At 60.5% G+C, this 21,669-nt stretch carries 21 protein-coding genes; 6 read left to right on the top strand and 15 right to left on the bottom strand.

The window, feature by feature from the left end; translation table 11 throughout:
• Positions 1 to 441: 441 nt before the first annotated feature.
• The 6 genes from FGK64_RS10220 to FGK64_RS10195 all read right to left on the bottom strand — a co-directional run bounded on the left by FGK64_RS10220 (position 442) and on the right by FGK64_RS10195 (position 5,741).
• Complete coding sequence (locus FGK64_RS10220; protein ID WP_138863697.1) at positions 442 to 1,608, bottom strand: CaiB/BaiF CoA transferase family protein; 1,167 nt, start codon at positions 1,606 to 1,608, stop codon at positions 442 to 444.
• On the bottom strand, positions 1,601 to 1,786 hold the full coding sequence (locus FGK64_RS10215) for a hypothetical protein (protein ID WP_138863696.1): 186 nt from the start codon (positions 1,784 to 1,786) through the stop codon (positions 1,601 to 1,603). Before FGK64_RS10215 ends, FGK64_RS10220 begins: the two co-directional genes overlap by 8 nt.
• Complete coding sequence (locus FGK64_RS10210) at positions 1,779 to 3,704, bottom strand: TRAP transporter permease (RefSeq protein WP_138863695.1); 1,926 nt, start codon at positions 3,702 to 3,704, stop codon at positions 1,779 to 1,781. Before FGK64_RS10210 ends, FGK64_RS10215 begins: the two co-directional genes overlap by 8 nt.
• Positions 3,705 to 3,746: 42 nt before the next feature.
• Positions 3,747 to 4,730 carry a TAXI family TRAP transporter solute-binding subunit gene (locus FGK64_RS10205; RefSeq protein WP_138863694.1) on the bottom strand — a complete coding sequence of 328 codons (984 nt, stop codon included), beginning with the start codon at positions 4,728 to 4,730 and terminating at the stop codon, positions 3,747 to 3,749.
• 63 nt (positions 4,731 to 4,793) lie between these two features.
• Positions 4,794 to 5,249 carry a MaoC family dehydratase gene (locus FGK64_RS10200; RefSeq protein ID WP_138863693.1) on the bottom strand — a complete coding sequence of 152 codons (456 nt, stop codon included), beginning with the start codon at positions 5,247 to 5,249 and terminating at the stop codon, positions 4,794 to 4,796.
• Positions 5,250 to 5,261: 12 nt separating this feature from the next.
• The gene (locus FGK64_RS10195) at positions 5,262 to 5,741 is read right to left on the bottom strand and encodes a MaoC family dehydratase (RefSeq protein ID WP_138863692.1); all 480 of its coding nucleotides are present in this window, start codon (positions 5,739 to 5,741) and stop codon (positions 5,262 to 5,264) included.
• Positions 5,742 to 5,906: 165 nt separating this feature from the next.
• On the opposite strand from FGK64_RS10195, the gene FGK64_RS10190 reads away from it, so the two are divergent.
• Positions 5,907 to 6,728 carry an IclR family transcriptional regulator domain-containing protein gene (locus FGK64_RS10190; RefSeq protein WP_138863691.1) on the top strand — a complete coding sequence of 274 codons (822 nt, stop codon included), beginning with the start codon at positions 5,907 to 5,909 and terminating at the stop codon, positions 6,726 to 6,728.
• Positions 6,729 to 6,779: 51 nt separating this feature from the next.
• Here FGK64_RS10190 and FGK64_RS10185 read toward each other — a convergent pair whose 3' ends face one another.
• From FGK64_RS10185 to FGK64_RS10175, 3 genes are all read right to left on the bottom strand, one after another.
• Entirely contained in the window at positions 6,780 to 8,084 is a 1,305-nt protein-coding gene (locus FGK64_RS10185) for a TRAP transporter large permease (protein ID WP_138863690.1), read from the bottom strand.
• A 10-nt stretch (positions 8,085 to 8,094) separates the two neighbouring features.
• Positions 8,095 to 8,652, bottom strand: a complete 558-nt coding sequence (locus FGK64_RS10180) for a TRAP transporter small permease (protein ID WP_171054028.1) — start codon at positions 8,650 to 8,652, stop codon at positions 8,095 to 8,097.
• A 76-nt stretch (positions 8,653 to 8,728) separates the two neighbouring features.
• A complete protein-coding gene (locus tag FGK64_RS10175) occupies positions 8,729 to 9,754 on the bottom strand; it encodes a TRAP transporter substrate-binding protein (protein WP_138863688.1) in 1,026 nt (341 codons plus the stop codon).
• A gap of 186 nt (positions 9,755 to 9,940) precedes the next feature.
• On the opposite strand from FGK64_RS10175, the gene FGK64_RS10170 reads away from it, so the two are divergent.
• Positions 9,941 to 10,711, top strand: coding sequence for a histidine utilization transcriptional repressor HutC (locus tag FGK64_RS10170; protein WP_171054027.1), 771 nt, complete (start codon positions 9,941 to 9,943; stop codon positions 10,709 to 10,711).
• 261 nt (positions 10,712 to 10,972) lie between these two features.
• Here the strand turns inward: FGK64_RS10170 and FGK64_RS10165 are convergent, their stop codons facing one another.
• Complete coding sequence (locus tag FGK64_RS10165) at positions 10,973 to 12,640, bottom strand: tetratricopeptide repeat protein (RefSeq protein ID WP_138863686.1); 1,668 nt, start codon at positions 12,638 to 12,640, stop codon at positions 10,973 to 10,975.
• A 350-nt stretch (positions 12,641 to 12,990) separates the two neighbouring features.
• On the opposite strand from FGK64_RS10165, the gene FGK64_RS10160 reads away from it, so the two are divergent.
• The 3 genes from FGK64_RS10160 to FGK64_RS10150 are packed head-to-tail and all read left to right on the top strand — an operon-like array spanning position 12,991 to position 16,458.
• Entirely contained in the window at positions 12,991 to 14,208 is a 1,218-nt protein-coding gene (locus FGK64_RS10160) for a CaiB/BaiF CoA transferase family protein (protein ID WP_210236558.1), read from the top strand.
• On the top strand, positions 14,205 to 15,389 hold the full coding sequence (locus FGK64_RS10155; protein ID WP_138863685.1) for an acyl-CoA dehydrogenase family protein: 1,185 nt from the start codon (positions 14,205 to 14,207) through the stop codon (positions 15,387 to 15,389). Before FGK64_RS10160 ends, FGK64_RS10155 begins: the two co-directional genes overlap by 4 nt.
• A gap of 10 nt (positions 15,390 to 15,399) precedes the next feature.
• Positions 15,400 to 16,458 (top strand): acyl-CoA dehydrogenase family protein, encoded by a 1,059-nt coding sequence (locus FGK64_RS10150; RefSeq protein ID WP_138863684.1) that lies wholly within the window; start codon positions 15,400 to 15,402, stop codon positions 16,456 to 16,458.
• A gap of 89 nt (positions 16,459 to 16,547) precedes the next feature.
• Here the strand turns inward: FGK64_RS10150 and FGK64_RS10145 are convergent, their stop codons facing one another.
• The 5 genes from FGK64_RS10145 to FGK64_RS10125 form a co-directional block, all read right to left on the bottom strand.
• A complete protein-coding gene (locus FGK64_RS10145; protein ID WP_138863683.1) occupies positions 16,548 to 17,123 on the bottom strand; it encodes a poly-gamma-glutamate hydrolase family protein in 576 nt (191 codons plus the stop codon).
• A 59-nt stretch (positions 17,124 to 17,182) separates the two neighbouring features.
• Complete coding sequence (locus FGK64_RS10140) at positions 17,183 to 18,079, bottom strand: class II glutamine amidotransferase (RefSeq protein ID WP_246057724.1); 897 nt, start codon at positions 18,077 to 18,079, stop codon at positions 17,183 to 17,185.
• A gap of 278 nt (positions 18,080 to 18,357) precedes the next feature.
• A complete protein-coding gene (locus tag FGK64_RS10135) occupies positions 18,358 to 19,404 on the bottom strand; it encodes a fatty acid desaturase (protein WP_138863681.1) in 1,047 nt (348 codons plus the stop codon).
• A 70-nt stretch (positions 19,405 to 19,474) separates the two neighbouring features.
• Positions 19,475 to 19,681 (bottom strand): cold-shock protein, encoded by a 207-nt coding sequence (locus tag FGK64_RS10130; RefSeq protein WP_138863680.1) that lies wholly within the window; start codon positions 19,679 to 19,681, stop codon positions 19,475 to 19,477.
• A gap of 360 nt (positions 19,682 to 20,041) precedes the next feature.
• Entirely contained in the window at positions 20,042 to 20,938 is an 897-nt protein-coding gene (locus FGK64_RS10125) for a LysR family transcriptional regulator (RefSeq protein WP_138863679.1), read from the bottom strand.
• Positions 20,939 to 21,041: 103 nt separating this feature from the next.
• Here FGK64_RS10125 and FGK64_RS10120 point away from each other — a divergent pair, with 103 nt between their 5' ends.
• Positions 21,042 to 21,596 (top strand): carboxymuconolactone decarboxylase family protein, encoded by a 555-nt coding sequence (locus tag FGK64_RS10120; RefSeq protein WP_138863678.1) that lies wholly within the window; start codon positions 21,042 to 21,044, stop codon positions 21,594 to 21,596.
• Positions 21,597 to 21,669 lie beyond the last annotated feature (73 nt).

Genomic DNA, 21,669 nt, shown 5'->3' with positions numbered 1-21,669 from the left:
ACTTGGAAAAACAATCGTAGCCTCTGCACGCCCTGCTGGAACGCCTCTTGATGACGCCCAAGATACGCAGGCCGCGAACCTCGGACGGAGTGGAGCAGCCCAGAAGATCACGGGCAAAGCCGCGCAAAATAAGCCTTTGAATTTTTTATAATATGCCGGTCCGCGAGGTGCCGGATCACATCATCGCGGCACGCGAAGCCGCCAAACTGACGTGGTCCTGCCGCCACGATATCTGATGGCACCGGTGTGCATGACAGGCTGAACAAGCCGGCCGAGCTGCGCCCGCATATCGAAAGATGTGGCCGCCGATATTGACGCCACGTTCATGACTCAGCCCCCGCTTCGCGGCGCAAAGACGGTCGTTACACAGGCAGTCTGACGACAAGCCGGATTAATTCTGGAAAAGACCAAATGCCGCGAAACGGCGATGGGCCCCTAGGTTCAACCTATTGTCACGGCTCCGGCTTCTGACAACCGCTCGATTTCGGTCACGTGAAGCCCGGCACCATGCAACACATCCACGCTGTGCTGTCCGATCTCCGGGCTTGCAGCGAAGGACTCAGGCGCGCCGGGAACACCCGGGACAGGTACGGGTCCGACACGGGGGTGATCGAGCCAATCGTACGAACCAACCTGAGTCACATGCTTATCCTGGAAGTAGTCCGAATAGCTGTACACAACCGAGTTCATCAGGTCCGCCTTGGTCAACCGAGCGGCCCAGTCTTCGGAATCTCGTTCCGCGAACGCTTCGAACAGGATCGCGTTCAGTTCCGTTTCGTGTTCAAGCCGATCGGTCGCCGTCTTGAACCTTGGCTCGTCCGCCAGTTGCTCTCGCTCCAGTACCCGGCAGAGCGCCGCAAAATGATCATCCCGCATGGTCGTAATATTGATCTGCCCATCGCGGGTCGGAAAGGCACCGACGGGGGCATAAAGGTTGCCGGTGTCGCCGTTTTGAAGATGGTATTCAATCATCTTGGGGGTCTGAAAGGCCGCGGCAGACTGCATGAGGCTACAGTCGATCCATTTCCCGTGACCAAAGCGCAGTTTGGCAATCATGGCCATGGCCACGGCGTTGCAGCCATAAAGGCCGGTCATCACATCCATCGCCACCATCCGCGAGCGCTGCGGCACCCCCCGGCTGTCGGCATTCATTGTCATCCAGCCCGAGAAGGCCTGAATCACCGCGTCAGTGACCGGACGCTCCACATAAGGGCCAGTTTGACCGAAGCCGGAGATGGACAGATATATAAGGCCAGTATTGTCCCGCGTCAGTTGGTCGTACGACAATCCGAAGCGTGCCATCACGCCGGGCCTGAAACTCTCGGCGATGATGTCTGCCGACCGGGCAAGGGATTTCACAGCAGCCAGAATCTCGGGGTTCTTCAAATCGACGGCGAGACTTTTCTTGCCGCGATTGAAGGCAATCGAATGCGCCGTATGGCTTCCATAGGCGCGGCCCAGGGTCCGCCCCCACTCGCCCTTCAGCGGCTCGACCTTTATGACCTCGGCGCCGTGAAGCGCCATGATCTGGGTGGCATGTGGCCCCGCAACACCAGCGGTAAAATCGAGAACCTTGAGCCCAGCGAAGGCCGCGTGGTGGTCATTCATCGGCTACATCCCTGTCGCGACGAAACAGGCGCAGCCAGATCACGGCCAGGATCGCAAACGATACCATCGCGCCCATGTAGGGCAAGAAGTGCCGGAAATGGAGGCCCAGCCACGCAGGCACGACCGCCACGGCCAGCACGAGCGCGAAGGCGGCCCATTGGAATATCAGTCTATGCACCGGCCCTCTCCTCCTGATCGCTGCGCCCGCTGAACCACAGCAGGATCAGAACCGCGCCGGCCGCCAGCATGGTTTCCCAGGTCGGCACGATGAACAAAAGCGCCGTGGCCCCAAGCGCCTTGCGTTCCCAAGGCCCAAGCAGGCGCCGGAAATACCCTTGCACGGCGGCAGCGAGGCAAATGATCCCGATCGCCGCCGTGACACTGTCGATCGCGATCCTGTACCACGCACCGTCCAGAAGCAGGCTCGGGGTGTAGATGAACATGAATGGGATCAGGAACGAGGCGATCCCGACTTTCACGGCCTCGATACCGGTTGACCACGGGTTGGATCCGGCAATCCCGGCAGCAGCATAGGTGGTCAAAGCCACCGGCGGAGTGACACCGGACAGGCACCCGAAGTAAAAGATGAACAGGTTGGCGGCCATCACCGGCGCCCCCATTTCGGTGATCGACGGCGCAACCAAGGCAGCAAGGGTGATGTAGACGATGGTTGTCGTCATCCCCATGCCAAGGATGACGCAGACGATCGCGGTGATGACAAGCGCCAGCGCCAGTTTGCCATCTGCCAGTAGGGTCACCGCCCCGGACACGCGCCCGGCAAGTCCTGACAAATCCATCGACCCGATGATGATCCCAGCTGCGGCACAGGCCATGACAATCGGGATCGTTGCGCGAATGCCTACCTCGAGCGCGGCGCAAAGATCCTGTGGCGTCAGGCGCGTTTCCGCCCGGAACATCGTGACAACAACCGTCAGCACAAGCGCAGTCGCACCCGCAATCATCGGGGTGAACCCCGACAAGAGAAACCCGATAATCGCGCCGAACGCGATCAGGATCGGCCAGCCTTTCCGCAAGGTGATCCACGCGCTTGGCAAATCTTTCCGCGCAACGCCGGTCAGCCCGGCGCGCTTGGCCTGGAAATGGATCATGGCGAGGATCGAGATATAATACAGAACTGCTGGAATGGCGGCTGCCAGCACGACGTCACGATAGCTGGCGCCGGGAATATACATTGGAATGATGAACGCGGCCGCGCCCATGACCGGCGGCACTATCTGGCCACCATTCGATGCCATCGCCTCGACTGACGCTGCAAAGCGCGGATTGAATCCCGAACTTTTCATGAGCGGAATGGTAAAGGACCCGGTCGTCACGACATTCGCCGTCGTGCTGCCCGACAGCGTTCCGTAAAGACCGGACGCCAGGGCGGCGGCCTTGGCTGCCCCACCCGACATCCACCCGGTCGCGGCAAAGGCAAGATCGGTAAAAAACGTACCCGCGCCAGAGCGCACCAGAACCGCGCCGTACATCATGAAAATTACGATAAACGAAGAAGATACAGCAATCGGAACGCCCAGCATCCCGTCAAGATCGACAGTCAGATACCCGATCAGCGATGAAAACCGCGTTGGCGCGGCCAGAAAAATGGACGGGAAGTGATCGGAATAGAGGGCGTGGAACATGAACATCGCCGGCAGAACGACAAGGGAAAGGCCCACGGTCCGCCGCACCGCCTCGAGCACCAGCAGCACCAGAATAGCCCCGCTGATGACATCGCCCTGGTTTGGAAAACTCGACCGCGACGCCAAGGCGTCAACGTCCTGCATTCGGTAGATGAACACGCCGACTGCGGCTGAGATCAGCGCAAAGTCGATCACGGTCGTCCAGCGCAGTTTTTCCTGCCAATCAGATCGCCCAAGCGGAAAGAACAGGAAGCCAAGCACAAGAAACAGCGTGATATGGGCTGTGCGATGCCGGAAGGCTTCGGCGGTTCCGAACAATCCGCCAAGCAAATGATACATCGCGGTCCCAAGCGAGACCGCGATGATGATGGCAACCAGCCATGACGGGACAGGCAGCGCCTGCCCTGACACATAGGCATCCGTCGCGGTTTCAAACCTACGTCTATCCGACACGTCTGCAGTCCTTCAGGAAAGCTGGTTCGTCAAAGGGCGTATTCAGTATGCGCCCTTCTCCTCGAGGTACTTCTGCGCGCCCGGATGAAACGGAATTGCGCCGCCCTTAAGACCGGTTGTTGCATAGTCGAGCGCCAGGGACGGATCGGCCCCCATGAACTTTTTAAGGTCCGTATCTTCGTAGAGGATCTTTGTCAGCTCATACACAACGGCGTCCGGCACATCCTTGTTCACAAGAAAGATCGACCACATCGTCGGCACCGGAAAATTGCCTGCGCTGTCTTTGTACGGATCGGCCGGATAGGTCATTTCAACATAGGCGCCCTTGGGAGTCAGGGTCGGCAGGATCCGGTCAACCTCTTCCTGCGTATAGGGCACGATGGTGATTCCCGGCTGCTCATTCAGCTTCAGCAACAGCGGGCTGGGCACCGAGGAATAATACATGAAGGCGTCCAGCCGACGGTCGGCCATCATGTTGGTCACATCGCCAAACCCAAGGTACTGCATCTGCCCGCCGTTTTCCGAAAGGCTTTCCTCGGTGATGCCGAAGTCGTTAAGAATCTGCATTGCGATGGCCGCGGTGGACCACTCGCGCTTGCCAGGGCTAATGACTTTCCCCTGAAGATCTTCCATCTTTTCGATGCCCGCGCCTTTGCGCGCCACGGCATGCAGATAGGCAGGATAGAACGTGCCGACAACGCGCGCGTCCTGCCACTGCTGGTCAAACCCGCCTTCCCCGTTCCACGCCTCAATCGACGTCGGGGAGAAACTGAACCCCATCTGGGCATCGCCAGAGCTGACCAGCTTGTGGTTTACGTTCGACCCGCCGGGCACGTGGCTGACCGCCATCTCTGGAAACGCCTTGCCCAGCTTGTCTGCCAACTGCGTGCCGAAGGTGTGCCACAGGCCGCCGGGGGACGTTGACACGATCTTAAAGAATTTCGGTACGTCCTGCGCCATTCCCATGGCCGGCAGCATCGCGATGGCCATAGCCAGCGCTCCGCGCCGTGTTATTGACTTGAACATTGTCGTTCCTCCCTTTGGTTTCAAACAAAATCCCGATCAGGCAGGCGATGGCCTGCCTGCTCCTCAGGCCGGGATCGTGTCGCGGAATTCAGCCAGAGCCTGCCCTGTCGCTACGGGTTCGCCCTGCTGGTTCTTGACGATGATGTCGAATTGCACCCAAAGCCCACCGTCGGTCGGGTTCTTGCGGATCACCTTGGCTTCGGGGGTGATGGTGTCACCCAGTTTCACTGGCTTGATCCAGCGCGTTTCCAGCCGCCGGTGATAGCCACCGCGCGGCACCAACCAATCTGTCAGGGTGCGGGTGATCAGCGCGAAATTCTGCATCCCGTGCATGATGACCCCATTGAACGAGGTTCCGCCAAAGTCGTTCTTTTCCATCCAGTTCGGATCAAAATGCAGCGGGTTATAGTCCAGCGACGCATCGCCGAAATCCTGGATCGTGTCCGTTGTCACCGTAAAGGGCCGCCCCTCGACAACATCGCCAGTCTGGATTTTCTCATAGTTTTCCTGCGCGTTCATAATCGTGTCTCCTCATACGGGCCGAATGGTCTGGCCGCGGCCCGTGCAGACCACCTGCCCGTGCTGGTTGGTAAAGAGGTTCTCGTGAACCGCGAAAAGCCGATCCTTCTTGATAAACTTGTCCAGCGCCGTGCCACGCATGGTGATCGTGTCGTCGGGCCGGATCGGCGCGTTGTAGTACCAGTTCTGGCCTGCGTTGATCGTGCCCGGCGAGCGCATCCAGTCTTTCGACGTTGTGCATGCGAACATCAGCAGGATGTGGATCGACGGGGGCGCAACGATGCCGCCATAGGGCGTCGACTTGGCATAGTCTTCGTCGAAGTACAGCGGATTGTCTTCGCCAACCTTGCGGGCAAAATCCTGGATGATTTGCTTTGTCAGCGTGACTGGCCGGGTTTCGCGCAGCTCGCCCGGAACGATCATATCCCATGTCGCGCGGTCGTTCACTTCCTTCCAGAAATCCGTTTCAAAATTTTCGCCCATTACATTCATGCGCTCGCCTCCTACTTGCCCAAAATGTTTTCTATTCAAACATCTTGCGCATTATTCAAACAACTGATGTAAAACCTGAGACACGGTTCAGCCGTGCGTCAACTCGGGAAATCCGTCCGAAAGCGCGAAGCGCTGCATTTGTTTGAATAGAGAACAGGAGGGCCGATGTCCGAGAACGAACCATCGAACACCTACGCCCAAACCTTTGCCCGCGGACTGAAGGTAATCACGACCTTCGACGAAGGTTCGCGTGTACTGACCCTGTCGGACGTTGCAGAGCGAACAGGTGTCACGCGATCCACGGCAAGGCGGCTGCTTCATACGCTGGTCACGCTTGGCTATGCAGCCACCGATGGGAAATACTTTTCCCTGACACCAAAAATCCTTGATCTTGGTTTTGCCTACCTGTCGTCATCTGAAATCTGGCGCTTTGCCGAGGCAGATATTCAGGCGCTGGCCTCCAGGGTTGGCGAAAGTTCATCCATTTCGGTGCTGGATGGGCACGATATCGTCTACGTGCTTCGGGTGCAGACCCAGCGCATTCTGAAGAATTCGCTGAACGTGGGCAGCCGGGTCCCCGCCCATGCAAATTCCATGGGCCGGATCCAACTTGCAGAACTCTCTGATAGAGAACTCAAACACTACCTCGAGACGGTCCGGCTCGACGCGTTTACCCCTTGGACAATCACGGAACCGGACCGCCTGAAGGCGGCGATTGTGAGTGACAAGGCCCAAGGCTGGTCGATGGTGTATCGCGAACTGGAAGAGGGCATCGCTGGCCTTGCGGTCCCGATACGGGCCGCAGGCGGCCGCGTGATCGCAGCGGCGAATATCTCGCTTGCGCCCGTGCGCCTGAAGGAACCCGGTCGCAAGGAAGAACTCCTCCAAGCGCTCCAGGAGACCGCCGAAAAAATTCAGGCCCATCTGCTCGAAGGGCGATCCGGGCGCACCCCGGCAGAGGCGGACAGGCCCGTTCAAGCCCGCTAGACCCGCCACGCCTCCGGCCGGGATTGTTTGAACTGACCGGGCCGGCGATCGTCACATCGATTGCGGCAACCATATCGAAATCGCGGGGAACAGGATGATCAGCAGCAAGCGCACGATATCCGCTCCGAAAAACGGCACAATCCCCTTGAAAATCGTACTCAGCGGAATGTCGCGCCGGACGCCATGCATCACGAAGACATTGATGCCAATGGGCGGTGTGATCATCCCGATCTCGATCACCACGATCATCACGATGCCCCACCAGATGGGATCGTAGCCAAGGCCTTCGGTCACCAGGGGAAAGACAAAGGGCAGAGTGATCACCATCGCGGCAATGGCGTCAAAGATCGCGCCCAGCGCGATATACATTACCGCCAGAACCAGGATCACCATCAACGGCGCAAGATCAAGCGAAACGATCCACCCGACCATGGCAGAGGGCAGTTGGGTCAGGGTGACGAAGTTCGAGAAGATATGCGCACCGATCAGGATGGTATAAAGCATCCCAACGCTATGGGCCGTCTCGGCCACCGCACTGCGCAGGTTGGCCCAGTTGAGCTTGCCCCGGGCGTAGGCGAACAGCATCGTCACCAGAACCCCGGCTGCCGCAGCTTCAGTCACGGTGAAGATGCCGCCATAGAGTCCTACCGTCATGATCGAGATGACAAGGATGATGCCCCAGGTCGACAGCGCCACACGGCCAGCCTGGCCCCAGGACACCCGAGGCCCCGCCGGACCCAGCGAGGGATCGCGGCGCACAATGACATAGATCGCCAACACGTAGATCGCGATGGTCAGAATGCCCGGCAGAATCCCGGCGATGAACATATCAACGACGAATTGCTCGGTCAGGAAAGCGTAGATCAGCATGATCGACGACGGCGGGATCAGCGACCCCAGCGTGCCACCAGCGGCGATGCTTCCGGCGCCAAGGCTCTGTGCATACTTGCGGCTTTCCATTTCCGGCAAGGCGATCCGGGCCATGGTGGCCGTGGTCGCGATGGATGAACCGCAGGCCGCGCCAAAGCCCCCGCAACCGGCAATGGTCGCCATTGCAAGGCCGCCCCTGCGGTGACCGATCAGCGCATTGGCAAGGCGGTAAAGATCCCCGGCCAAACCCGAAGTCCCGGCAAAAGACCCCATCAGAAGAAACATCGGGATAATCACCAACTCGGGGCTGGAAATCGCACCCGCGGTCTCGGTGCCGAACATGGCGATGGCGGCATTCACGTTGCCGGTCAGGGCCGCAAAGCCGATCACACCCGCCGCCGCCATGGCGATCCCGATCGGCACGTGGAGCGCGATCAGAACGAGCATTCCGGCAAAGCCGAGCAATCCAATAAGTAGCGGATCCATGTATTTCGTCCTACTGCACGTTTTTCGTGGTTTCGACGTCGCCGTCGAATTCGGGATGGTCCGACATCAACGGATTGCCCAGCCGCAAATTCTGGACATTCTCTGCCAGAATCAGGCACTGCATCGGCACACAGAGCGCCAGCAGCAAGGTCGTCAGGAACCAGGTGGGCCAGGCCGGCAGATGTAGCAGCCAGGTCACCTGATCATTGCGGAAGATGTCATAGGCATAGTCGCCGACGCGCCAGGTGATGCCGATCAGCACAAGCAGCACGATGATCTGCCCGAAGAGTTCGATGGCCTGACCGCCGCGCGGCGGCAAGGCGCGCCCCAGAAACCGTATGGTGATATTCTGCCGTGCCGCGAGGGCCACGGGGAAACATGATGCAACGATAGGCGGCGTTACGATTTCGACGAGATCGCTCAGGCCGTAGATCGGTTCGTTGAACACGCCGCGCATGATCACATCGGCAAAAGTTGCGACGGACAGTGCCAGCAATCCCAGCAACCCGACAGCGGCCACGCCCTCGCTTTGTTTCAGCAATCTCAGGATCAGTGAACTTGCCGACATTCCGACGTCTCCATGTGATGAGATTGGCAGGGCGACGCATTGTGCCGCCCTGCCCCTGTTCATGTCGCTCCGAACTTCAGTTTCCGGCGCGAACCTCTTCCAGAGCCGCGTTCGCCTCTTCGTAGAGGTTCACACCGTTATCGTTGGGCTTGTTCCATTCATCGACGACAGGTTGCAGCAGCGCACGGGCTTCTTCGATCTGCGCGTCGGTCCAGCTATAGACGGTGTGTTCGCTGTCGGCCTCTATCTTGGCCTTGGCCTCGTCCTGCTGCTTGTCCAGCCCCTCGCCAAGAACGCGGGTGAACCACTCGCCCGAGTAGGTATCAAACGCGGCCTTGGCCTTGGGCGGAAGCTTTTCGTAGGTGTCGCGCCGCATCGGGAAGATCACCGCAACCGAGCCAAGCTTGAGATCCCAGACGTGATGCTTGGCGGCGTCCGCAATCCGGAAATTGTACAGGTTACCGGGCGCCATCATCGACCCTTCGAGCAGCCCGCGCGAGATATTCTCGGCAATCTGCGGAGCCGGGACATTGCCCACCGGCGTGGCGCCCAGCAGGCTGGCCATTTCGGTCTGGATCGGCCCGGCGACACGCAGGCGCTTGCCTGCGAGGTCGTCGATATTCGCCAGCGGTGCAGTCGCGTCGAGCGCATAGGGCCCTGTCATGATGATCCCGACGAGCATCAGATCGTCAAAGTCGGACACCAGGCCCTTGTCGTACATCTGGTAGGCAGCCAGACCGGCTTCTACGTTCGTGTCTGCCAGGAACGGCAATTCAAAAACCGACAGTTCCGGGAAACGGCCCGGGGTATAGGCGGTCACCACTTCGGCGATGTCGGTGATGCCGTTTTCAACCATCGACAATTGCTGCACCGGGCTCTTGCCCAGCGAACCGCCCGGGTAATGCTCGATTTTCAGCGTGCCTTCCGACGCGTCCTCGACCGCCTTGATGAAGGCCGGAACGCTGACGCGATTGTTCGCGCTCATCGGTGAAAAGGCGCTTGCAAACCGCAATCTCACGGTGTCCTGCGCCAGCACCGGAGAGGCCGCAGTCATTGCCGCGAGCCCCACGACCATCGAGATTTTCTTGAAGTTGTCCAACATGCTCAGACTCCCTGTTCCATATCCGCAAAGCGCCCCCGTCGACCGCTTTGCCCCATGCCTTCGACCGGCAAACGGCCTGACATGATTGACAAGTCTATGCTGGTATATACAATTATTGCAAACAAATTCCGCCGGGTCTCGATACGAGGCTGCATTGGTCGAAAAAAGAGCTTAAGAATGAGGCGCATGGCTGATACGAGGCACAAGATGAAGCGACCGGCAAAACTATCCCAGGTTCCGCTGAGCCGTCAGATCAAGGATTTCATCATCGACGGTGTGTCGAGCGGTGAACTGGCGCCGGGCGACCGAATCCCGTCGGAGGCCGAGCTGGCAAAACAGTTCTCGGCCTCGCGGATGACGGTGAACCGGGCGGTGTCGGAACTGACGGTCGAAGGTCGGCTGAACCGGGTTCAGGGCCTTGGCACCTTTGTCGCCGAATTCAAGCCACTGGCGCCGCTGTTCGAGGTGCGGAGCATCGCCAAGGAAATCGCCGATCAGGGGCACGAACATTCGAGCATCCCGCTCAAGTCAGAGCGCGGGCCGGCGACCAAGCAGGAAGCCGGGCGGCTGGAAGTGCCGGTTGGAACCGAGATCCTGAAGCTTCAGGTTCTGCACCTCAGCGACGGCAAACCGATCCAGATCGAGGCGCGGCTCGTGGTGCCAAAGTTCGCGCCCGAGTTCCTTGATCAGGATTACAGCGAAACAACCGCGTCGGATTATTTGCAGCGGACCGTTCAATTCACCGAAGTCGAACACAAGCTCGACGCGGTGGCGGCCGGACCCGAGTTCGGTCGGCTGCTGGAAATTGACGAGATCACACCCTGCCTGCGGCTGGTGCGCCGTACCTGGCTGCGCGACGATATCATCACGTACGTCCAACTCATTCACCCCGGCGGCGCCTTCCGGTTTACCGGCCGCTTCAAAGGGCCAGGCAACGTCACAGACGTGCCATTCTGACCGATTTCCAGGCGCGTGTGACCGGGCCCAAAGGTTGCGGAGCATCGGCAGGAAGCGATTGAACGCAAAGAGGCCAAGAGCGCGAGTTCGATTGAGATGCACAACGTCGCGAAAGTTGCTGCGCGCGTAAGCCTGCTGAAACGCCCTTGGCGGGTTCTGTTGGGTCAGTGCCCCTGCATCCGTTTTATATCAGATCGCCGGGGCAAAATACCCGAAGGGGTCAGCCTGCACCGGCCTGACTGATGGGATAAAGACCTGTCGTCACGGACCGCCACGGCAACAGCAGGCAGAGGTGACGGGAATATCGGTCCGCGCCTGCGCAATCTTCAGCTTTTGCGCGATCATCGCCACCGCGTCAGAGTCGCCCCGCGCCGTCACACATTCCAGCAGGCCACTCAGCGCCCAGACATTATCGGGATGCTGAGTGCACCGGGCAACCTGATCGTTCAGCCCCAGATCAGCGCGATAGACATCTTCAGCCTCGGTCAAACGCCCCTGCTCGGCCAGCAGCGCGCCCAGCGCGTGACGCGGCGGATGCATCCAGGCCCATGGCTCGGTGTAGGCCAGATTGTCGTCGCGCTCGGCCGCCAGACGCAGGGCACGGAAGGCCTGATCGTAGTTGCGCTTGCGGTATTCCAGCTCGCCTTCCAGCATTGCCTCGCCCACGGCCAGCATCTCGACGATGGGATTGCTGAGGAAGATGGCATCAGACGGAATATTCGACATGGCGGTATCAAGCCGCCGCCTTGCCGCTTCAGCCTCTTCGATGCGGCCGAGAGCCGAATTGGCGACCCCCTGCCCATAGGCATGCATCGCAACCCGGATCGGAGTCAGCTCGGGCGTCTCGGGTGCGGGTTCGGCGGCCAGCTCGCGCCATTTGCCAAAGCGCACCTGTACATGGGTGCGCATCGCCGAGTAGCCATCAAGGATCGCCGCCATGAAGGGAAAGCTGCCGCCGATCAGATCGGGGGTGGCCGTGGTACAGATCCGGTCGGCGGCATGGATAGCCTCGCCATAGTGGCCCAGCATCATCGCCGAGAACATGCCAAGATGCAGATCGTGGCAGCGCGCAGTGGTGTAGAAGTTGCGCGCGCCGCGCTCTGCCAGATAGCGATCATCGACCGCGATCGCGCGCTTGCTGACCGCCACCGACTGGGCGTAGTCGCCGCACTGAACATAGATATGCGCAGGCATGTGGTGGAAATGGCCCTCGTCCCGCGCCAGATCGCGCATCATGTCAGCGGCGACCAGCGCATCTTCCGGCGTCTGCGACATTTCAAGAGCGTGCAGATACATATGCAGAACGCCCGGATGGGGTGTGCCGCCCTGGCGGGCCATCTGCTGAAGCGCCCGTTCCAGCACATCACAGCATTCCCGGATATCCGCCCCCGGCAGCGGCGCGCCGGTGCGGATATCCCACAGCCTGCGCGGGGTTCGCGTCACCGCCGCCTCGACGAAAAGCGCGGCGATATCCAGATCGTCGCCAAACTGGCCGTGGGCGGCGCGCATCGCGTCGGTATAGGCGTCGTGCCAGTGCGCCAGCTCGGCTTGCGGGGCAGCTTCGGACTGCGGGTAGCGCAGGATGATTGATCGGATCAGCGCCTGTTCTTGCGGCGTCGCGCCATCAGAACAGGCCACGGCCCGCGCCGCCGCCTCGTTGCAGGTTGGCAGGGTCGCCGCCACCTCCGCCGGAGTGAACCGGATCCACGGGCGGTTGTAAAAGGGGCCACTGGCATAGGCGATGCCCCACCACGCCATGGCGCAGCCGGGATCGTGGGCCAACGCCTGACGGAAGCAAAACACCGCTTCTTCGTGGTTGTAGCCATAGGTCCAGGCGAGCCCCCGATTGAACCAGGTTTGCGCCTGCGCCGAGCCCGTGGTGACCCGACGGGTCCAGGCGTTGGTTTCGAATGGATAGTCCTGTGACACCTTCTGCCTTTCCTTTTACCTGAACCAAAAACCCGGACTAACTCCCGTAGCCTTTGTTTTTTCAACCAACTCAGCGTGCAGCGCAACGTCACGCACCAACCAGCGCGAACACCGAAACAGGTACGTTTCGTCATCACGCCTGTGGCCCGAAGTCTGGCTGTCGCGCACCCTGCCCACTGTGCCATTGCGCCGTCGGGCCAGCTTTGAGGACATCAGCTTCCGTCCTTTGCGTGCTTCGGGGTTTGCCCGCGACGCCGGTACACGGGTCTCGGCGCCATCAATGTTGACGCATTCACCTTATTGACTATACACATATATACAAGTTGTTTTTGTTGTGACAGGAGACGACCTTGGAACCAGACATCACGCGCGCACCCCGCTTGCTCGGCGGCATCCGCATCATTGATTTCTCACGTGTGCTGGCTGGCCCCTATTGCACGGCCATGCTGGCCGACCTTGGGGCCGACGTCATCAAGGTTGAGCCGCCACAGGGCGATGACCAGCGGATGATGGGCGTGATACGGGACGGTGAAAGCGTGAATTTTGCGCTGATCAATCGCGGCAAGAAAAGCGTCTGCCTCGACCTGAAGGACCCGGACGCGCTGGACGCCGCCCGCAAGCTGGTGGCCACCGCCGACGTGGTGATCGAGAATTTTCGCCCCGGTGTGGCAGCGCGGCTGGGCATCGGCTATGACGACCTCCGCGCGCTGAAACCCGATCTGGTCTATTGCTCGATCTCCGGCTTCGGCCAGAAAGGCCCGCTGTCGCGCCGGCCCAGTTATGACGTGATCGCTCAGGCTATGAGCGGGCTGATGAGCATCACCGGCGCCGCCGATGGCCCGCCCATGCTGGTTGGCGATTCCGTCGCCGATGTCAGCGCTGGAATATTCGCGGCTTTCGGCATTTCCACCGCCCTGTTCCACCGGGCGCGCACCGGCGAGGGCCGTTATCTGGATGTGGCCATGCTGGATTCGCTGATTGCTATGATGCCGACCGCGCTTTCGCGTTATCAGGGCCAGGGCGTCGCGCCAATGCGTCACGGCAACCGTCATGCGCTGACCGAACCCTTCGGCACCTATGCGGCCCGCGACGGCCATTTCATCGTCGCCGTGGCCAACAACCAGCTTTTCGCGCGCTTGGCCGAGGCGATCGGCCGCGCCGACTGGGCGACAGATCCGCGTTTTTCCAGCGTGCAAAGCAGGACCGCCAACCGGGCCGAGATCGCTGCCGCGCTGGAAGCCTGGGCCGCAGATCGCAACGTCGATGAGGTCGTAACCACGTTGCTGGCTGCGCAGGTGCCCAGTTCGCCGATCTGGGATGTCGCCGAGGCGGTCGAAAGCGAGCACTGCGCACAACGGGGTGTTTTCCGCCCACTGGCCCATGATGTTTTTGACACGCTGCGCGCGCCGGAACAGCCGGTGCATTTTGCCGGAAGCCCACGCGGCGTCTTGACCCGCGCCCCGGCCCGCGGAGCCGATACCGAAGCGATCCTGCGGGATCTGCCCGGGTTGAACGATACCCAACGCAGCCGACTAAACCCCGGAAAGACAGCAGGCACCCCGTCATGAGATATGCATTCTCCGAAGCCGACCGTGCGTTTCGCGCCGATGTCCGCGCCTTTCTGACCGCCAACTTGCCCGAGGATATCGCGCGCAAATCCGAGCTTGGGCAGCGGCTGGCGAAATCGGATTTCCAACGCTGGGAAAAGATTCTTGCCACCCGCAACTGGCTGACCGTCGGCTGGCCTGCAGCCGAGGGAGGACCCGGCTTTTCCGCGACGCAGCGCTATCTGTTCGAGCAGGAATACAGCAACCTGCCAACCCCCCGGCTCAAGCAGTTCGGGATCGGGATGATCGGGCCGGTCATCTACACCTTCGGCAATGACAACCAGAAACGGCGGTTTCTGCCCGGTATCCGGGACAGCCGCGACTGGTGGTGCCAGGGGTTTTCGGAACCCGGCGCCGGATCCGACCTTGCCAGCCTCAAGACCCGCGCAGTGCGCGATGGCGACGAATATGTGGTGACAGGTCAGAAAGTCTGGACCACGTATGCGCAATGGGCCGACTGGATGTTCTGCCTCGTGCGGACCGACCCCGACGTCAAGAAGCAGGCCGGGATCACCTTTCTGCTGATCGACATGACATCGCCGGGTGTCACGGTTCGGCAAATCCCGATGATGGACGGCGACAAGGAACTGAACGAAGTCTTTCTCGACGAAGTGCGGGTTCCGGTCGAGAACCGGATCGGCGAAGAGAACAAGGGCTGGACCTATGCCAAGTTCCTGCTGTCGCATGAGCGGCTGAATATGTCGAACGCGGCGCGCTCGCGCCGGCATCTGAAACGCCTTGCGGCCGATGCACGGGCCAAGCCGCACCCTGTCGCTGGCGAACGCGCGCGCATCGCGACCCGGCTTGCCACGCTCGACGTTGAACTTTCGGCGCTTGAACTTATGGAGCTGCGCATTCTCAGCGCGCTGAACGCCGGGCGCGACATCGGCAATGATGCAGCCAAGCTGAAGCTGCGCGGCACCGAGATCTCGCAGGCGCTGTCACAGCTTGCACTCGATCTGGCAGGTATCGACGGGCTGTGTCTCGATCAGAATTGGCTCAATGGCCTCGGCGATAGTCCCAAGGACCAGCGGCACGGTGCGGCGCTGGCAGACTACCTCAACATGCGCAAGCTGAGCATCTGGGGCGGATCTAACGAGATCCAGCGAACCATCCTTGCCACCGCGTTGCTGGACCTCTGAGGAGAGCGAAATGGATTTCGAACTTGACGAAGATGAAGCGCTTCTGGCCACGATGGCCGAGAAGTTCACCAATGGCTGCACTTCGGGCGAGAGCCGCTGGATCGAAATGGCCGAAATGGGCTGGCTCGGTTGTCATCTGGACGAAGCTGCCGGAGGGGCGGGTCTTGGCATGTCTGGCGCGGCAATCCTGATGCAGGCAATCGGACGTGCCGGGTTGTCGGACGGGATGCTGGGGCACTCCATTCTGGGCGCCACCGCCTTGGCCGGGTCGCCTCGTCACGCCGAATTGCTGTCCCGCGCACTCGCCGGAGACCTGAAACTGGGCGCGGCCTTCGCCGAGGCCGACTTCCGCCACGATCTGGGCACGCAGGCCACGACGGCAACCCGCACCGATGCAGGCTGGAAATTGGATGGGGTCAAGGCCCCTACCCTTGGCTGCCGCGATGCCGGGCTGATCGTTGTCAGCGCGGTCGGCCCGACCGGAGACGCCTGCTTTTTCGCGGTGCCGGCGGATGCGCCCGGTCTGAATGTCCTCCCGTATCCCGGGCCAGACGAAAGGGACGTGGCGCGCCTCTCACTGAAGGGTGTGGCCGTGGCTGAAGGCGACCGCATCGAGGCGGACCCGGCTCTGACTGCGCGCCTGCAAGCCGCGCTCCACATCGCCTTGGCCGCGGATTCCTGCGGTGCGATGCACCGGCTCACCCAGATGACCCGAACACAGCTTGAGACCCGGCAACAGTTCGGGCGCGCCATCGGCACCTTTCAGGCGCTGCAGCATCGCTATACCGACATGCATGTGGCGCTTGACGAAGCCCGTGCACTGATGCTTGCCGCAGCGATGGCGACTGATGCCGGGGCGTCAGAAGCCCCAACGCTGGCCCGCAAGGCCTGGGTGCAGGCCTGCTGGTCGGGTCGCCGCATTGCCGAGGAAGCGGTGCAGATGCATGGCGCGATCGGCATGACATCGGAGTGTCAGGTCGGCTTCTTCGTCAAGCGGCTGACCGCCAATATAGTGGTCGGCGGCCATGCCGATCTGCATCTCGGAATGCTTGCAGCGCAGGCGGAATAAGCAGGGCGGCCGCGCGCGTCACCCCGCTTTGCGGCCGCAGCGTCTTCATCATCAACGGCTCTGCCCCACCTCGCTTCGTGTCTGGTTTCTTAACTTGACTGGATACCGTCGCGGATGGCCTTGCAGAACCTCCCGAGGAGCGGCGGCTCCATTTTCAGCTTGCTTCGGAAAGACCGCGAAAGCTCCAGCTGCACGCCCTCGCCAGACCGCGTTCGGTTGCAGATATTGAGCTCATGTACGCCCGGCAGCTTCTTGTTTGGTTCCGCGTCGAAACCTGCGTGCTGCAGCGCGGCACCTATGGCATCGCGCAAAACGGTCGCCCGCCCACCAAGCCAGACAGAGTTGCTCCCGTCGTCTTTCCGCCCGTGAATCGCAATCGCGGTCTCGGATCTGCTGACAAGGTCAAGCGCGGTCGGCTCGTCGAAGCGATGAGAGGTGATATGGAAATCACCATGCGCCCCGGCCTTCAGTGCTTCGAAGACGTAATAGGAATAATCGGACCCCGCGATCGCTATCGCGATTTCAGCGGTTTCAGGTTCGATCGTGCCGCCGTGCGGTGCGAGGATCACGACGGAGGAGCCTCGGTCCTTGGACCGGATGCGAAAGTCGACCTCAGCCGACGATGCCTCGGAGAGTTCTTGGAAATTTTGGTAACGATCAGCCACGCGTCATTGCTCCGGCGACCTGTGCCATGCGGTGGGAACGGCGTGTCGGAACCCGCCGGTCATACATTCAACTTGCTTACCGTTTTCGAAATGGCTCCGCCCTTGTTCTCAAGCGCGACGATTTCGCCGAATTCGATCGTCATCCATTCGTCCCCATCTTCGGTAAGAGGCTCGGACGCAAAAATGGCGGATGTCGCTTCGTCTGCCGGACAGGCGTCAACCTCGTATGAATTTTCGTAATTCTGGAAGTTCTTGCCGAGGAGCAGATACATGGGCTCCAGCAACATCGAGAGAGGCAAATCCTCCTCCCGAAGTTTCTTCCAGTCGCCGGTCACATCCGTATCGCCTTTGTGGCCGCAGCCATAATTGACGCCGATGATCCGATCGGGACTGACCAGTGCAACTTTCAGCTTTGTCAGCGCCGCCAGATCAAGCTTTTTCATTGCCTCGACAATAACCTTGAGCAGTTTTTCGAACCCCTGCTTCACGTCGTCATCGCTATCTCCATCGAGCAGCGACAAAAGCAAAACGTACAGGAATTCCGTATCCGTCGTGCCGCGCATCTGCTTGAGATAGCGATCTTCGCAATATACCAGCAATTCCCTCTGCAACACTCTCCAGTTCGGCAAGGCGCCGTTCTGGGCTATGATCCAGGGGGTTTCGTCAAAGGAAAACGGGTGACAGTTCTCGTCCGCCTGGACGACGCCAGCATCGTACCCCGACGCCCGCACATGCGCCAGCAAGGTGCTGGCCTGCAAGCTCGGAAGGATGCCCTTGGCATTGTCGTCATAAAACGCCGCCTTGGGCCTGTGATAAAGCAGCGGTTCTTCTGGCTTCAGAAGGTGCTCGCTCCAGGCTCCAAAGCCCCAGCCCGCCAGCTGGAGGTTCGGATGCAACTCCGGATCCAGGCTCTGATTGATCAGACTGTTCTCCGGCTCCAGAAGAAGGCTCGACAACGGTATTTCCTGCCCGATGTAGGCAAAGACGCGGCACATATTGAGTTCGACCTCTCAGTTGGGGCTATGCCGGTCCTACTGGCGATCAAGCGGTCCCGGATTTTATTTGTAGATAGCTCTTCAAAAGCGCATTTCACTGTTCGGCCTTGCGGTGCAGTGTGCAACGATGCGCTTATCGTGTTCATCCGGCACCGCAGCGAGTTGCAGACGGCCCCCGACAACCAAACCTTCGCTATTGGCACCCAGCCCGATCACCTTTGGGCTACCGTCGAAGTACATCAACGGGCCGGGTTGGGGTGCGGTTCTGTCAACACCTTGCGGGCATCCCTGAAGGACACGAGTCGGCGTTCAGACTCGTCCCATAGCGCGAGCCTCGCGCAGCCAAGACTTTCGCGGATCGTGATGCGTCCAATCTGGTTGAGTTCTCCGTGGTCCCGAAGAACTTCGGGAAGCCGGTAAAAGGGGATGCGACTGGCCAGGTGATGGATATGGTGCGCCCCGATGTTCGCCGTAATCCAGGTCAGGACCGGCGGCAGCACGTAAAAGGACGACCCGTGAAACGCCGCGTCCTGAACGGTCCAGTCGGTGTCCTGGTCCCAGGAAGTTTCTTCGAACTGATGCTGGACGTAGAATAGCCAGGTGCCGACGATTGACGCGAGCACCATCATCGGCAGGTAGACGCATATCAGCACCGGAACACCGCCCAGACTGTAAAGCAGCCCAAGAAGAACGATGACCGCCGCATCGTTACCCAGGGCGCTTTTCCACTCGCCCCGCCGCGCGTTCAGGGGGTTGGGCGGCACACGGTTCCAGATCAGGAAATTAAAGGCCGCAATCACACCGAAGAGGATGACCGGGTTCCGCAGCAGCCGGTATCCGATCCGCGCGATCAGCGGCTTGGCGCGATATTCCTCGATCGTCAGAGTCGGGATATCCCCGGTGCCGCGTTGGTCAAGGTTGCCGGTCGTCGCGTGGTGAAGCGCATGGTTCTGTTTCCACATACCGTACGGCGTAAGCGTCAGCACGCCAATGATCCGCCCGCACCAACCGTTCCAGAACCGGGACGCGAAAAATGCACCGTGGCCGCAGTCATGCTGTATGACAAAGAGCCGGATCACGAAAGCTGCGTTGATAAGCGACAAACCGACAGAAAGCCACGGGCTGATCGCCAAAGACCACCATGACAAGGCAAAGATTATCGCAAAAGGGAGTGCCGTGACCGCCAGTTCAAAACGACTGCGCGACGGGATCGGCGTGCGATAAGCCGCGAGGCGTCGCGTCCACGACTGTGCAGTATCAGGCGCTTTGATTGGATCTGGGTCCATCGGCCAAACTTCTGAAAGTCTTGGGGATTCCGTCGCCGGGGGCCCCTCAGGGCACGCGAGGAGGTGTGGCTCAGCCGAGTATGAGATTGGTCGCGCTCTCTGTGTTGTTGCGGCCTTCTTCAATTTTGAAAGTGACCTTCTGAGCATCTGCGAGGCCGGTCAGGCCCGCCCGGTTAACGACCGAGATGTTGGCAAAGACGTCCCGACCGCCGTTCTCTGGCTCGATAGAGCCAAAACCTTTCTTTGTGGTGAAGCATTTCACGGTGCCATTGGCCATATCCGTGATCTCCTGCTCTGGGTGCTGCCCGCAGGATGCGGCAGCCCGGCAATGTCAGACTGATTGATCGACTGAAGCCGGGAGAACGGAGGCCGAGGGTCGCAGAAAAACGTTAGCTGAGCTCATGTGAAGATTTCCCGGCCGGAAAGCAAGCAGGAAGCCTTCAGCAAGTCGCTCTGAGCCACGAGTGACCGACTGAAGCGGGCGTTCCTGCATCTGCCTAGACACCGGAAGGACCAGCGGCAGCGTGTGAATTCGCCGCGATCGACAGAAATCGTCCGCGACGCCTTGGAAGCAGACCTTCGCAACGACTTTTAAGCGACCCGCCATGCCATCGCAGCGACCGCCTGTGCGAGAGGGTCAGGCCATGCCAGTTGCAATTCTTGGCGCGGCAAAATCGAGGAACGCGCGGAGTTTCTGCGGGATCAGGGCGCGGGGCTCGTAGAGGAGGTGGACCGGCCAGGGGGCCGGTTCGAAATCCTGCAGAAGCGGCACGAGCCTCCCGGCCTTGATCGCCTGAGCGGCCTGGTAGGACAGGACCCGCGTGACGCCCAGCCCGTCAATGGCAGCGTCAATCGCCGCTTCGGCAGTATTCACGATCAGCCGCGAACGCATTGGTATGGCTTTCTGCGGCGGCTCGGTTCCGGACCGCCAGTTCTGCGGCGACATGAGGCGCTGAAAGGTAATGGCGTCCAGCTGAGCCAAGTCGCCGGGAGTCTTGGGAGTTTCGTGTTTCTCCAGATAAGAGGGACTGGCGCAAATGATGCGGCGCACCTCGCCCACTTTACGGGCAATGAACATACTGTCCAAAAGCGGGCCGATACGCACCGCCAAATCAAGGTGTTCCTCGTGCAGGTTGACAGAACGGTCCGTCAGTTCCAGCCGTATGTCGATATCCGGGAAAGTCCTCAGGAAGGCGCTCACCACGGGCAGCACGTGCAACCGGCCAAAGACGATGGGCGCGGTCATGGTCAGTGTACCCCGCGGGGCCGTAAATTCACCACTGGCATTGCGCTCTGCCTCTGCAACCTCTTCGAGAATCCTGCGGCAGTCCGCGACATAGGTCTGGCCGGTATCCGTGAGCGTCAGCCCCCGGGGAGACCGAAGCAACAACTCAGCCCCGAGCTTGTCCTCGAGCTCGGAAATCCGGCGGCTGACGGTGGCCATCGGCATCGCCAAAGCACGGGCGCCGGCTGTCAGGCTCCCTTCGTCCACGACGCGCACGAAAATCGACATTGTCTCAAGCCGGTCGGTCATACTGCTTCCAAATTTTGAGAATGTATGTTCCGAAATTACAATCTACACCCGTTTCATGGAAGCCCCTAAGTCTGCCTCACTCAGCAAACAAAGGAGTTCTCCCATGTCCCGCATCACCTATCCATCCAGCATTGCAGCCGCGCCCGGAGCATCGCAGCCGCTGTTGCAAGCCGTCGAGAAGCAGTTGGGGTCTGTCCCGAATTTGTTCCGCCTGGCCAGTGTCAGCCCGGCTGCGCTGGAAGGGTATCTCGGCATTTTCGGCGCCCTTGGCAAAGGCCGCCTGCCGGCTGCCACCCGCGAACGCATAGCCTTGGCCGTGGCGCAAGCGAACGGGTGCAACTACTGCCTCTCGGCCCACACCTATCTTGGCAAAAACCTCGCCAAGCTCGACGCCGCCGAAATCGCGGCCAACCGTGCTGGCCGGTCGAACGATGTCAAGGCTGATGCTGCGGTGCGGTTCGCAGTCAAGGTTCTCAACGCGCGTGGCCGCGTTGCTGCCAGTGATCTGAATGAAATCCGCGATGCAGGCTATGACGACGGCCAAATCATCGAGATCGTGCAGCATGTCGCCCTGAACATCTGGACCAACTACCTGAACGAACTCGCCCAGACCGAGATCGATTTCCCCGCGATCGATGCGGCCGAGATCGCAGCCTGACCCTGGCGGCGGCCGGGTTTTTTCTGGCCGCCTGCCTCCTCCACCAATGCCCCAAACAGGAAAGGTCATGCCG

The sequence above is a fragment of the Arenibacterium halophilum genome, from assembly GCF_005938225.1.
GTDB lineage: Bacteria > Pseudomonadota > Alphaproteobacteria > Rhodobacterales > Rhodobacteraceae > Arenibacterium > Arenibacterium halophilum.
This window is presented reverse-complemented; position numbering and strand designations above follow the sequence as displayed.